General features: G+C 70.1%; 12 protein-coding genes. 8 read left to right on the top strand and 4 right to left on the bottom strand.

The window, feature by feature from the left end:
* Positions 1-9: 9 nt before the first annotated feature.
* The 6 genes from FHR72_RS14935 to FHR72_RS14910 all read left to right on the top strand — a co-directional run bounded on the left by FHR72_RS14935 (position 10) and on the right by FHR72_RS14910 (position 5,421).
* Entirely contained in the window at positions 10-852 is an 843-nt protein-coding gene (locus FHR72_RS14935; protein WP_183469331.1) for an ABC transporter ATP-binding protein, read from the top strand.
* Positions 849-1,691, top strand: a complete 843-nt coding sequence (locus tag FHR72_RS14930; protein ID WP_183469329.1) for an NUDIX hydrolase — start codon at positions 849-851, stop codon at positions 1,689-1,691. The genes FHR72_RS14935 and FHR72_RS14930 overlap by 4 nt, the downstream gene beginning before the upstream one ends.
* Positions 1,688-2,362, top strand: coding sequence for an enoyl-CoA hydratase (locus FHR72_RS14925; RefSeq protein WP_183469327.1), 675 nt, complete (start codon positions 1,688-1,690; stop codon positions 2,360-2,362). The genes FHR72_RS14930 and FHR72_RS14925 overlap by 4 nt, the downstream gene beginning before the upstream one ends.
* Positions 2,363-2,419: 57 nt before the next feature.
* The gene (locus FHR72_RS14920; protein WP_396888451.1) at positions 2,420-3,430 is read left to right on the top strand and encodes a class I SAM-dependent methyltransferase; all 1,011 of its coding nucleotides are present in this window, start codon (positions 2,420-2,422) and stop codon (positions 3,428-3,430) included.
* Positions 3,376-4,602, top strand: coding sequence for a THUMP-like domain-containing protein (locus FHR72_RS14915; RefSeq protein WP_260156050.1), 1,227 nt, complete (start codon positions 3,376-3,378; stop codon positions 4,600-4,602). The genes FHR72_RS14920 and FHR72_RS14915 overlap by 55 nt, the downstream gene beginning before the upstream one ends.
* A gap of 81 nt (positions 4,603-4,683) precedes the next feature.
* On the top strand, positions 4,684-5,421 hold the full coding sequence (locus FHR72_RS14910; RefSeq protein WP_183469325.1) for an esterase: 738 nt from the start codon (positions 4,684-4,686) through the stop codon (positions 5,419-5,421).
* On the opposite strand, the gene FHR72_RS14905 is transcribed toward FHR72_RS14910, so the two are convergent.
* Complete coding sequence (locus FHR72_RS14905; protein ID WP_183469323.1) at positions 5,400-6,689, bottom strand: BamB-related PQQ repeat family beta-propellar protein; 1,290 nt, start codon at positions 6,687-6,689, stop codon at positions 5,400-5,402. The two genes, FHR72_RS14910 and FHR72_RS14905, sit on opposite strands and share 22 nt — an antisense overlap.
* Before the next feature lie 84 nt (positions 6,690-6,773).
* On the opposite strand from FHR72_RS14905, the gene FHR72_RS14900 reads away from it, so the two are divergent.
* Together FHR72_RS14900 and zwf are read left to right on the top strand one after the other, a co-directional pair.
* Positions 6,774-7,511, top strand: coding sequence for an acyltransferase (locus FHR72_RS14900; RefSeq protein WP_183469321.1), 738 nt, complete (start codon positions 6,774-6,776; stop codon positions 7,509-7,511).
* A gap of 74 nt (positions 7,512-7,585) precedes the next feature.
* On the top strand, positions 7,586-9,112 hold the full coding sequence (gene zwf / locus FHR72_RS14895; protein WP_183469319.1) for a glucose-6-phosphate dehydrogenase: 1,527 nt from the start codon (positions 7,586-7,588) through the stop codon (positions 9,110-9,112).
* A gap of 40 nt (positions 9,113-9,152) precedes the next feature.
* Here the strand turns inward: zwf and FHR72_RS14890 are convergent, their stop codons facing one another.
* From FHR72_RS14890 to FHR72_RS14880, 3 genes are read right to left on the bottom strand one after another with little or no spacing between them, the layout of a single operon-like run.
* Positions 9,153-10,379, bottom strand: a complete 1,227-nt coding sequence (locus FHR72_RS14890) for a glycosyltransferase family 4 protein (RefSeq protein ID WP_183469661.1) — start codon at positions 10,377-10,379, stop codon at positions 9,153-9,155.
* Positions 10,380-10,381: 2 nt separating this feature from the next.
* Entirely contained in the window at positions 10,382-11,965 is a 1,584-nt protein-coding gene (locus FHR72_RS14885) for a 1,4-alpha-glucan branching protein domain-containing protein (protein ID WP_183469317.1), read from the bottom strand.
* Positions 11,962-12,786, bottom strand: coding sequence for a class I SAM-dependent methyltransferase (locus FHR72_RS14880; protein ID WP_183469315.1), 825 nt, complete (start codon positions 12,784-12,786; stop codon positions 11,962-11,964). The genes FHR72_RS14885 and FHR72_RS14880 overlap by 4 nt, the downstream gene beginning before the upstream one ends.
* Positions 12,787-12,812: the final 26 nt, after the last annotated feature.

The raw sequence follows: 12,812 nt of genomic DNA, 5'->3' as shown, positions 1-12,812 counted from the left end.
GATGGGCGGGTGCCCGTCGAGGAAGTAGAAGCAGCCGACCCTGACCTGCTCATCGACTTCGCGAAGGTCAGCCTGCGGCGTAACGGCCGCGTCCTGGTCGGGCCGGTGACGTGGTCGGTCGAACTCGACGAACGCTGGGTGGTGATCGGCCCCAACGGGGCGGGCAAGACGTCGCTGCTGCGCATGGCGGCGGCGATGGAGCATCCGTCCTCGGGCACCGCCTACATTCTCGGCGAGCGGCTCGGCAGGGTCGACATGTCCGAACTGCGCGCCCGGGTCGGTCTGAGCAGCGCGGCCCTGTCGCAGCGCATCCCCGACGACGAGACCGTGCGCGACCTGGTGGTGTCCGCCGGATACGCCGTGCTGGGTCGCTGGCGCGAGCAGTACGACGACGTCGACTACGAGCAGGCGGTCGACATGCTCGAAAGTGTCGGCGCCGAGCACCTCGCGGAGCGGACGTACGGCACCCTCTCCGAAGGAGAGCGCAAGCGCGTCCTCATCGCGCGATCGCTGATGACCGATCCCGAGCTGCTCCTGCTCGACGAGCCCGCCGCCGGCCTGGACCTGGGTGGGCGCGAGGAGCTCGTCGCGCGGATGAGCGACCTGGCCGCCGATCCGGACGCACCCGCGCTCGTCCTGGTGACCCACCACGTCGAGGAAATCCCGCCGGGGTTCTCGCACTGCCTGATCCTGTCGGAGGGCAAGATCGTCGACTCCGGCCAGCTGAGCGACGTGCTCACCGCAGAGAACCTGTCCACGGCGTTCGGGCAGTCGATCGCGCTCGACGTGATCGACGGACGCTACTTCGCGCGGCGGGTCCGTAGCCGCGCAGCACACAGGAGGCGGCAATGAGCGAACAGACGGCCGACGACCCGCTGGTCCCGCGGCCCGCCGCGACGGTCATGCTCGTCCGGGACACCGCCGAAGGCATCAAGATCTTCCTGATGCGCAGGCATTCGGCCATGGATTTCGTGGCGGGCGTGATGGTCTTCCCCGGCGGCGGGGTCGACAACCGGGACCGCAACGCCGACGTCGCGTGGCGCGGTCCCGACCGGCACTGGTGGGCGCAGCGCCTCGGCGTCGACGCCGAGCTCGCCGAGGCCCTGGTGTGCGCGGCGGCCCGCGAGACGTTCGAGGAGTCCGGCGTGCTGTTCGCCGGGTCGGCCGACGATCCCGATCTGCTCGTCGACGACGCCTCGATCTACCGCGACCAACGCCAGGCGCTGGAGAACAAGTCGCTGTCCTTCGGCGAGTTCCTGCGCTCGGAGAAGCTGGTGCTGCGGGCCGATCTGCTTCGCCCGTGGGCGAACTGGGTCACGCCGAAAGAAGAGCGCACCCGGCGCTACGACACGTATTTCTTCGTCGGAGCGCTCCCGCAGGGTCAGCGTGCCGACGGCGACAACACCGAGACCGACAAGGCCGACTGGGTGACCCCGCAGGCGGCCCTCGACGACTTCGCCGAGGGGCGCAGCTTCCTGCTGCCGCCGACCTGGACCCAGCTCGATGCGCTCAACGGGCGCACCGTCGCCGAGGTGCTGGCCGTGGAGCGCAAGATCGTCGCGATCGAGCCGTCGCTGGCCGCCAAGGAGGGCGGCAACTGGGAGATCGAGTTCTTCAACAGCGACCGCTACAACGAGGCCCGCAACCGGCGTGCACCGCAGGGGTACACCGACGGGGCGCCGCTCGCGTGAGGGAGTTCGTCAGCGCGATCGTGCCCGACGGCGGCCCACGGGTGGTCGCGACCCTGCTGGTGTCGAGGCCGCCCACCAACGCGCTGACCCGGCAGGTATGCCGGGAGATCACCGAGGCCGCCGCCGAACTCGGCGACCGCGACGACGTCGCTGCGGTCATCGTCTTCGGCGGCCACGAGATCTTCTCCGCCGGCGAGGACATGCCCGAGCTGCAGACCCTGAACGCCGAGGAGGCCGCGCAGGCCGCCGAGCTGTGCGGCAGGGCCGTCGACGCGCTGGCCGGGCTGCCGAAGCCGACCGTCGCGGCGATCACCGGATATGCGCTCGGGGCGGGCCTGACGTTGGCGCTCGCCGCCGACTGGCGGGTCAGCGGCGACAACGTCCGGTTCGGGGCGACGGAGATCCTGGCCGGTCTGGCGCCCGCAGGCGGGGGCGCAGCCCGCCTGGCCGGCGCGGTCGGCCCGAGCAAGGCCAGGGACCTGGTGTTCAGCGGGCGGTTCGTCGACGCGCGCGAGGCCCACGAGCTGGGCCTGATCGACGAGATGGTGGCCCCCGACACCGTCTACGACGCGGCGATGGCCTGGGCCGGCCGGTTTCTGGAGTATCCACCCGAGGTGCTGGCCGCCGCGAAGGCGTCCTTTTCCGAGCAGCGGGCACCGTCGGGACCGTAGCGCCCACCCGGTCAGCGGCGCGTCGGTGAGGATGCCGGAGACGTTAGGCTGCCCTGCATGACGGAAATGAAGGAATCCGGCGCCCACCCCGATGTCGCCGATCCCGCGCCGCAGCCACGCGCGACCCAGGAGCAGGTCGAAGCGGCGATGCACGACACCAAGCTGGCCCAGGTGCTCTACCACGACTGGGAGGCCGAGACCTACGACGAGAAATGGTCGATCTCCTACGACCAGCGCTGCGTCGACTACGCCCGCGGCAGGTTCGACGCCGCGGTGCCCGAGGAGATCCAGCGGGAGCTCCCGTACGACCGCGCCCTAGAGCTGGGCTGCGGCACGGGCTTCTTCCTGCTCAACCTGATCCAGGCGGGCGTCGCGCGGCGGGGTTCGGTGACCGACCTGTCGCCCGGCATGGTCAAGGTCGCCACGCGCAACGGGCAGTCGCTCGGCCTGGACATCGACGGCCGGGTCGCCGACGCCGAAGGCATCCCTTATGAGGACAACACCTTCGACCTCGTCGTCGGTCACGCGGTGCTGCACCACATTCCCGATGTCGAGCTGTCCCTGCGCGAGGTCGTCCGCGTGCTCAAGCCGGGGGGCCGGTTCGTATTCGCCGGCGAGCCCACCACCGTCGGCAACCGGTACGCGCGCGAGCTGTCGACGTTGACGTGGCGGATCGCGACGAACGTGACGAAGCTTCCGATGCTGTCCGACTGGCGGCGGCCCCAGGCCGAGCTCGACGAATCCTCCCGCGCCGCTGCTCTGGAGGCGGTCGTCGATCTGCACACCTTCGACCCCGCCGACCTCGAGCGGATGGCCGCCAATGCCGGTGCCGTCGAGATCCAGACGGCCAGTGAGGAATTCACCGCCGCCATGCTGGGATGGCCGGTCCGCACCTTCGAAGCCGCGGTGCCGCCCGGCCGGCTGGGCTGGGGCTGGGCGAAGTTCGCCTTCGGCAGCTGGACGACGCTGTCGTGGGTCGACTCCACGGTGTGGCGCCGGGTCGTCCCGAAGGGCTGGTTCTACAACGTGATGATCACCGGGGTGAAGCCGGGGGCCGAGTCGTCGTAGCGTTCGGCCTCGACGACGTCCGCTTCCTCCGCAGCGACGCAGGACGTGCGGCGCTGAGCGAGGTTGCCGGGCTCCGTCTGACCGATTCGTCTCTGGTCGCCGACATCGCCTCGGCGAGAAAGAGTTTCGGTGATCGCACCGGGGTGCTCGTCGAGACCGTCCGCCTCCGCCGCAAGGCGGTGTCGAAGATCCCCCACGCCGACGGATGGCTCTTCACCGACGACGCGCTCCAGCAGGCGACGGCGGCACCGGTGGCAGCCCACCGCGCGCGGCGCCTGGCCGGTGCGCTCGTGCACGACGCGACGTGCTCGATCGGCACAGAGCTTGCAGCACTTGCCGACCGCGCAACATTCGCGATCGGCAGCGACGTCGACCCCGTCCGGCTCGCCATGGCGAGTCACAATCTCGCCGTCGCCGGTCGCGCCGCCGCGCTCTGCCGGGCCGACGCGTTACGGCCGGTGACCGCCGACGCCGTCGTCGTGGTCGACCCGGCCCGCCGCAGCGGTGCCCGCCGACGCTTCGACCCCCGCGCCTACGTGCCGCCGCTCGACGCGCTGCTCGAGGTGCTACGGCGTCGCGACTACGTTGTGAAGTGCGCTCCCGGAATCGATTTCGCGGTCGTCGCCGAGCTCGGTTTCTCCGGGGAGATCGAGGTGACGTCACTGGGTGGCAGCGTCCGGGAGGCGTGCCTGTGGTCTGAGGGTCTGGCCGGTGGGGGAGCGCGGCGCCGGGCGACGATGCTCGACACCGGCGAGGAGATCGGCGACGACGAACCCGACGACTGCCCGGTGGCCCCGGCCGGCCGGTGGATCGTCGATCCCGACGGGGCGGTCGTACGGTCGGGCCTGGTGCGCCACTATGCGGCCCGGCACGGGCTGTGGCAGCTCGATCCCGACATCGCCTACCTGTCGGGTGATCGATTGCCCGACGGCGTGCGGGGGTTCGAGGTGCTCGACCAGTTGCCGTTGCGCGAACAGTCGTTGCGCCAGGCGCTTTCGGCGCGGGGGGTGGGTGCGCTCGAGATCCTGGTTCGCGGGGTGGATGTCGACCCCGACGCGCTGCGCACGCGGCTCCGGCTCCGCGGCGAGGGCTCGGCCACGCTGGTCCTCACCCGCCTCGGCTCGGGGGCCGCGAGCCGGACCACCGCTTTCCTGTGCCGGCCGTCACGGTGAACGCTCACGTACCCTGGCCGTAACGGTTCTGACGCCAGCGCCGAAATTCCTGTCACACCCTGATCCTGGAGACATTCGACGATGCGCATTCTCGCTGCTGCTGTGACGGCTGCCGGCATCTCGGTGGGCCTGATGGCCGCGCCGACGGCCGCCGCCCAACCGGTGGCCCCCGTGCCGTCGGCGTGCGCCGCGCTGGGCGGGACGGTCGACGCCGAGCAGATGTGCCGCGTCCACACCGAGACTCCCACCTACCGCCTGGATTACACGTTCCCGGCGGACTATCCGGACCAGCAGGCGCTCACCGCGTACCTGACGCAGACCCGGGACGGTTTCGTCAACGTCTCGGAGATGCCGGGGTCGTCGTGGAACCTGCCCTACGTCCTCGACGCCCGGGGGACCGGGTACCGCACCGGACCCGACGACGGCGGCACCCGCAGCGTGGTCTTCGAGGTGTACGAGAACGTCGGCGGCGCGCATCCGCAGACGTGGTTCAAGTCGTTCAACTGGGACGTCGCCAAGAAGGCGCCCTTGACGTTCGACACGCTCTTCCGGCCCGACACCGAGCCGCTGAACACCATCTTCCCGATCGTGCAGGCGGATCTGTCGCGGCAGCTCGGCATCGACGCGCCGATCTCGCCGGCCGACGGCCTGGACCCGGCCAAGTACCAGGAATTCGCCGTCACCGAGGACGCGGTGATCTTCTTCTTCGGCCAGGGCGAGATCATGGCCGGCGCCGGCGGCGCGCTGCAGGCGACCATTCCGCGCACGGCGATCGAGTCGATGCTCGCCGCTCCCGTTCAGCCCGGCACGAATCCGTAGACCTGGCCGTCGCTGGTCGCGGTCACGACGCGCCCGTCATGGGCGACCGAGACCCCGACGGGCCATCCGCGGGCGTTGGGCAGGGGGTAGGTGTTGACCGTGCTGCCGTCGCCCAGGCTGAACACCGTCAGGGCCTGCCCCGGCGCCTCGTCATCTCCGTCTCGCACCACCGCGTAGCCGACACCGGCCAGGCTCGACGTCGTCAGCGGAGACACATCGTCGCGGGTCCACACCACCTCGCCCTCCTCGGCGGTGTCGCGGATCGCTGTCAGCCGCGAACCCGGCCCGCCGCCGGCGACGATCAGCCCGTCCGGCGTGACCGACGGCGGCGTCTGGGCGAGGTAGTCCAGCGGCACCGACCATTTCGCGGTGCCGTCGGCGGAGTCGAGGGCCCACAGCCGTTCGTCGCGGCCGTTGACGTAGACAGTCGACCCGTCGCGGGACAGCACGGGGCTGGCCAGCGGCCCGCCCCCGACGGCGTCGCTGGTCCACTCGCGGGTCAGCTCGGGGGTCTGGCCCTGCTGGTAGCGCAGAGCGGCCAGCACCGGCTTCTCGGCGCCGGGCTCCCACAGCGGCACCACGATGATCCCGGTGGCCTCCGAGAAGGCCGGTGCCGCGGCGACCGGGCACTGGGGACGTGCGAGCCGGCAGTCGGCGAGGCCGCGCTCGGAATCCCGCGGATCCAGGCCGGCGACCAGGTCCACCGACGTGCCGCTCACGGTGCCCCGGTGCGCGTCGAACACCAGCACCTGGCCGAGATGGGTGACCACCAGCAGACGGCCCGGAGCGACCATGCGCAAGGTCAGCGGCAGGCCGATGACCGGGCGGCGCCACCGCACCCACTGGGTTGTCGGAAAGGACTGCACGAGGCCCGGCTGTCCGATGTAGAGGTTGTCGAAGCCGTCCAACAGCGGGCTGGCGACACCTCCGCCCTGAACGAGCCGGGTGCACCAGCGCTGCCGCGCGCGGTTGTCGATCTCCCACACCATCAGCGAGCAGCCGGAGGCGGTCTGACCGTTGACGGCCAGGTAGTTGCCCGACCCCGTCGCCACCTGCGCCGCGAGCGTGCCCTTGACCGACCGGGCCCACTCCAGCCGCAGCGTGTCGGCTCCGTCGACCGGGGTCGAGCTGCTGTTCGCCGCATCCGCGTACTGCGCCGACCAGCCGGTGGCCGCACGGGCGTCGACCCAGGAATCGGTGGTGCCGCAACCGCCGAGCACACCGGAGACGAGGCTCGTCAGAACCACTACGAGAATTCGCCGGAGCACAGGGTCCCTTCTGATCGCGGTGTATTGCGAGCCCACGTGAGGGTAACTGCTGAGCCCCCCGGCAGGCGCGTAGGCTGTCCGGCCATGACGACGATGTGGGGAGCGCCGCTGCACAAGCGCTGGCGAGGGTCGAGGCTGCGCGATCCCCGCCAGGCCAACTTCCTGACCCTGGCCTCGTTGAAGTGGGTGCTCGCCAACCGCGCCTACACCCCGTGGTACCTCGTCCGATACTGGCGTCTGCTGAAGTTCAAGCTGGCCAACCCGCACATCATCACCCGGGGAATGGTGTTCCTCGGCAAGGACGTCGAGATCCAGTCCACGCCCGAGCTGGCCCAGATGGAGATCGGGCGGTGGGTCCACATCGGGGACAAGAACACCATCCGCTGCCACGAGGGCTCGCTGCGCATCGGCGACAAAGTGGTCCTGGGCCGCGACAACGTCATCAACACCTACCTCGACATCGAACTCGGCGACTCGGTGCTGATGGCCGACTGGTGCTACATCTGCGATTTCGACCACCGGATGGACAGCATCGAGCTGCCGATCAAGGACCAGGGCATCGTCAAGGGACCGGTGCGCATCGGCCCCGACACATGGGTCGGTGTGAAGGTCAGCGTCCTGCGCAACACCACGATCGGTCGGGGCTGTGTGCTGGGCTCCCACGCGGTGGTCCGGGGCGACATCCCGGATTTCTCCATCGCGGTCGGTGCGCCCGCCAAGGTCGTCAAGAATCGCAAACTCTCATGGGAGACGTCGGCGTCCGAACGTGCCGAACTCGCCGCGGCGCTCGCCGACATCGAACGCAAGAAAGCCGCCCGGTGATCACGAGGTGGACCCCGCCCGCTTCCGCGCGGTAACCACTGCACGGGCGTCGCGCAGGTGACAGCATTTCCCCGGTGACCACCAGGACGCCCCAGACGATCTCCTACCCCGCGCCCGGCGCACGCCCCTACCGCCGGGACGAGGCGCCGCTGGCTCCCCACGTGATCGTGCTCTTCGGCGCCACCGGGGACCTGGCCAAGCGGAAACTCCTGCCCGGCATGGCCTATCTGGACCAGTCCGAGCTGGCCCCCCACATCCAGGTCGTCGGCACCTCGCTGGAGGACCTCACCGACGACGAGTTCCGCGCCGTCGCCAAGGAGGCCATCGAGACCTACGGCAGACACAAGCTGACCGACGAGCAGTGGGCCAGCTTCTCCAAGATCCTGACCTACGTCCCGCAGGGCGCCGGGTCAGAAGCCCTCGCCGCGGCCGTGGCCGACGCCGAGTCCCGTCTCACCTCGGGCGCCGGCACCGGCGCGGACGCCCACGAGGTGCAGCGTCTGCACTATCTGTCGGTGCCGCCGAAGGCCGCCCGGGCCGTGATCACGATGCTGCGGGAGGCCGATCTGGTCGACCGCTCCCGCGTGGTCATGGAGAAGCCGTTCGGCACCGACCTGGCCAGTGCCGTCGCCCTGAACGACTTCGTGCACGAGACCTTCCGGGAACGGCAGATCTTCCGCATCGACCACTTCCTGGGCAAGGAGGCGGCACAGAACATCCTCGCGTTCCGGTTCGCCAACGGCCTGTTCGAACCGATCTGGAACCGCAACTTCATCGACCACATCCAGATCGACATCCCCGAGACGCTGGGCCTCGACGAGCGGGCCAACTTCTACGAGAGCACCGGCGCCTTCAAGGACATGGTGGTCACCCACCTGTTCCAGGTGATGGCCTTCGTCGTGATGGAGCCGCCCACGGCGCTGGAACCCCGGGCGATCAGCGAGGAGAAGAACAAGGTCTTCCGCTCCATGCTGCCGATCTCACCCACCGACGTGGTCCGCGGACAGTTCAGCGGATACCGCGAACTCGACGGGGTGGCACGCGATTCCGACACCGAGACGTTCATCGCGCTCAAGGTCGGCATCGACAACTGGCGGTGGGCGGGGGTTCCCATCTATCTGCGCACCGGAAAGCAGATGGCCGAAGGGCTGCGGGTGATCTCGATCGCGTTCAAGGAGGCGCCGCGCACCATGTTCCCGTCGGGATCGGGTGTCGGCTCACAAGGCCCCGACCACCTGACCTTCGACCTGGCCGACGCCTCGAAGGTGTCCCTGTCTTTCTACGGCAAGCGGCCCGGGCCCGGGATGAAGCTGGAGAAGATGTCGATGCAGTTCTCCACCCAGGAAACCGAACAGCTCGGCGACGTGCTCGAAGCCTACGAGCGGCTGATCCTCGACGCGATGCGCGGCGATCACACGCTCTTCACCACCGCAGAGGGAATCGAATCCCTATGGGAGCGTTCGATGGATCTGCTCGAAGATCCCCCCGCGGTGAAGCTGTACCAGCCGGGCACCTGGGGCCCCAACTCGATCCACCAGCTGATCGCCCCGAACGCCTGGCGGCTGCCCTTCGAGCGGGGCTGGCGGGAGCGCAAGGACTAGCGCGGCACTCATCGCCCCAGTCTGCTCTTCGCGCAAGCGCTCATCGCGCCGGCAGCGGGCGCTCCACGATGGTGCGCCTCGGCTGGGGCCTGCGCTCCGCGCGCTTGGCGGCCAGATAGACCTGGGCGGTCTCCGAAGCCACTGTCTGCCAAGCGAACTCGGATGTCAGACGGTCCCGGGCGGCCACCGCGCGATGCTGGGCCGCTGCGGGGCCGTCGAGTGCCGCGCGGACCGCGTCAGCCAGGGCAGCGACACTGCCGGGCGGATACGACAGACCCGTGACGCCGTCGATGACCGCTTCGCCGAGGCCGCCCGCGGTCGAGGTGACCAGCGGCGCACCGGCCGCGGCCGCCTCGAGCGCGACGATGCCGAACGGCTCGTAGTGTGACGGCAGCACCGCGACGTCGGCGCGGTGCAGCAGCGTCAACAGCTGCGAATGATCTACGCGGCCCACGAAATTCGTCGCCTTGACCACCTTGTGCTTACGCGCCTGCGCCTCCAGGAACGCCAGCTGTGTCCCGTCGCCGGCGATCGTCAGCGTGGTACCCGGATGGGTGCGCCGGATCCTCGGCAGAGCGGCGATCGCGTCGTGCACGCCCTTCTCGTATTCGAGGCGACCGAAATAGAGCAGCTCGGCGGGTCCGGTGTGCCGGCGGCGGCGCGCGAACGGCCAACCGTCGGTGTCGATCCCGTTGGGAATGGTCGTGACATCGGCCAGTTCGGGGCCGAACAGGGTGGTGATCTCGTCGCGCATGGAGGTCGAACAGGTGATCAGAGCGTCGGAGTCGCGCACCAGCCAGGACTCCAGGGCGTGCACCTGACGGCTCACCGGGCCGGAGACCCAGCCGGAATGACGGCCGGCCTCGGTCGCGTGGATCGTGGAAACCAGTGGCACATCGAAGAACTGGGCCAGCGCGACGGCGGGGTGGGCCACCAGCCAATCGTGGGCGTGCACGATATCGGGCCGCCAGTCGGACAGGACGAGGCCCGCCCGGATCATCGCGTGGCCCATCGCCAGCGTCCACGCCATCATGTCGGTGCCGAACGCGAACTCGTGCGGGTCCTCCGCCGCGGCGATCACCCGCACGCCGTCGTGTACCTCGTCTGTCGTCGGGTGCGTCTGGGGGTCGGTCCCGGTGGGGCGCCGGCTGAGGACGACGACGTCGTGACCCGCCGCGGCGAGTTCGGTGGCCAGGTGGTGTACATGGCGGCCCAGCCCACCGATCACCACCGGCGGGTACTCCCACGACACCAGAAGGATCTTCATTCTCACGGCGTCGGCAGCCTTCGCGCGTCGAGTGCGCCGAAGAGCCCGTCGGCGCGGTTCCAGCCCTCGGCGAGTCGCTGCGCATGTTCGCGCCGGCCCGACGCGAGCGCCGAGGCGATCTCGCGGGTGGCGTGCGCGTGCAGATGCGCGCGGTAGCGCGCGTAGTCGGCGGCCGAGTCCTTGCTCACCATGAACGGCCAGTCGCTGGACACCGTCAGCAGCGTCTCTCGCAGGATCTGGTCGGCCACGAAGTCCCTCGGGGTGGGTGCACCCACCGAGGCTCCCTGGGCCAGCGCCTTGTCGACGGTGGTGAGTGCGGTGTCGACGACCTCACTGTTGAGCTGCACCAGATCGGCGACCTTCTCGCCCGACCACACCTGCCAGTCCTTGCCCGAACCCCAAGAGCCGGCGGGCAATTCGACCGGCGGACCGACGAAACCACCGGCGATCGCGTCGGACAGCGTGCCGACCCGCACGCCGGCGGCGGGCAGGGCCCGCAGCACCCGTTCGAGCCACACGGGGCCCTCGTGCCACCAGTGGCCGAACAGTTCGGTGTCGAACGCGGCGATCACGTGGGCGGGCCTACCGATGCGGGCACTCTCGGACGCTAGGCGGCGCCGGACCGTGTCGACGAAGTCGGCCACATGGACGTCCACCGCGGCGTCGGCGCGCGCAGCGTCGTAGGGCGCCTTGGCATCTGACGGAACGCCGCGGCCGGTCACGCGTGCGGGTTTGAGTCCGGTGGCGTGGTCGTAGGTGTGGAAGTCGCGGTAGGCCGCATGGCCGGGATATCCGGACTTCGGCGACCAGACGCGGTAGCTGACCTGGAGGTCCCGCCCGAACGCCACCACGTCCGACCCGGCGACCGGCCGGCCGAGCGCGGTATCGCCGTGCAGGGACGGTCCGTCGACCATGAAATGCGTCACGCCGGCGGCGTCGTAACCGACTTCCATGCCCGGCGCGTACGCGCATTCGGGCGCCCAGATCCCGGTCGGGGAGTGGGCGAAGCGGGCACCGGCGTCCGCCAGCCCCTCGCGCAGGGCGAACTCCCGCAGCCGGGGGTTCAGCAGCGGCTGGAACGGGTGGGCCAGAGGTCCGCCGAGCAGTTCGACGACCTCGCCGTCGAGCAGGTCGCGCAGGACCGGGCTCGCGCCGTGGCGCCACAGCGCATCGAATTCGGCGAGTTCGCGCTCGGCCTCGGCGTACTCGCGAGACCCGAAGCGGCGCAACGCTTCCGGCTGGGATGCCGGCGACTCTCCGGTGGCGACCCGGGTCGACGCCGCCTCCAGCGCGCGCAGTTGCCAGTTCGCCAGCCAGTGGTGCATACCCTGCAGGCAGTACGGGTCGTCGAGCTGGGCGGCCACCACCGGGGTGATCCCGAGGCTGACCAGGTGGCGCCGGTCCTCGGCGGCCAGGGTCCGCAGCACCCGGATCAGCGGAAGATAGCTCGCCGACCAGGACTGGTAGAGCCATTCCTCGCCGACCGGCCACCGTCCGTGGTGCGCCAGCCACGGCAGGTGGGTGTGTAGGACCAGGGTGAAGAGTCCGGGGACGGGTTCCGGCTGCCCCGCACCGCCGTCCGTCACGGCCGGACCGCGATCGCCACCAGGTCCAGGCTGTCGTCGATCGGCCTGGCCGGGGTGCCCTCGACGAGGTCGAAGTCGTCGACGGTCACCGATTCGATGTCGGCCAGCAGCTGCGCGGGCCACGGCGCATCGGCCAGGGCGCGCTCGATCTGTGCGTCGATGAGCGAGCCGCCGTGTCGGGCGTCCAGCTCGCGCAGCCGCTCGCCGTGGAACACGCCCAGCATCGACTCCATGCCGAAGCCCGCGGCTTCGAGCAGTTCGGTGAGCTCGTCGGCGTTCAGCTCGCGGGTGTGGAACGGATTGACGGGGGTGTCGAGACCGGGGGAGAACGTGATCCGGTTCGGGGTCGACATGAGCAGGATCCCGCCGGGGCGCAGGACCCGCGCGCACTCGGCGACGAACTGCCCCTGGTCCCACAGGTGCTCGATCACCTGGAAGTTGACGACCACATCGACAGAGCCGGACGGCAGAGGCAGCTCCGCGAGGTTGCCGTGCCGCATGTCGACGCGCGGGTAGCGCGCCCGCACGTGCGCGACCGCGGTCTCGTCGTAATCCAGCCCGATCACACTGCGCGCCACGTCGGCGATCAGGTCTGCGCCGTAACCTTCGCCACACCCGGCTTCCAGCACATCGCGATTTTGGCAACGTTCCACGAGCCGCCGGTACACGATCTCGTGCCGGCGGAACCAGTAGTTCTCCTCGGGCACGCCGGGGATCGTCCGCTCACCCGTCAGGGGCAGGCCGGGTTCGTTCCCAGGCGGACGTGCGTTTTCCCCGGTCGCGTCGCTCTTGTCCGTCGCCCCGGTCACAGTTGCGCTCATTGGAAGGCAGGCTAACCCCTCACGCG

The sequence above is a fragment of the Mycolicibacterium iranicum genome, from assembly GCF_014190915.1.
GTDB classification, from domain to species: Bacteria; Actinomycetota; Actinomycetes; order Mycobacteriales; family Mycobacteriaceae; genus Mycobacterium; species Mycobacterium iranicum_B.
This window is presented reverse-complemented; position numbering and strand designations above follow the sequence as displayed.

Bases quoted from the DNA above. Each gene is read 5' to 3' on its own strand.
- FHR72_RS14930 (WP_183469329.1), top strand. From the start codon at position 849: ATGAGCGAACAGACGGCCGACGACCCGCTGGTCCCGCGGCCCGCCGCG.
- FHR72_RS14920 (WP_396888451.1), top strand. From the start codon at position 2,420: ATGACGGAAATGAAGGAATCCGGCGCCCACCCCGATGTCGCCGATCCC.
- FHR72_RS14910 (WP_183469325.1), top strand. From the start codon at position 4,684: ATGCGCATTCTCGCTGCTGCTGTGACGGCTGCCGGCATCTCGGTGGGC.
- FHR72_RS14900 (WP_183469321.1), top strand. From the start codon at position 6,774: ATGACGACGATGTGGGGAGCGCCGCTGCACAAGCGCTGGCGAGGGTCG.
- FHR72_RS14890 (WP_183469661.1), bottom strand. From the start codon at position 10,379: ATGAAGATCCTTCTGGTGTCGTGGGAGTACCCGCCGGTGGTGATCGGT.
- FHR72_RS14880 (WP_183469315.1), bottom strand. From the start codon at position 12,786: ATGAGCGCAACTGTGACCGGGGCGACGGACAAGAGCGACGCGACCGGG.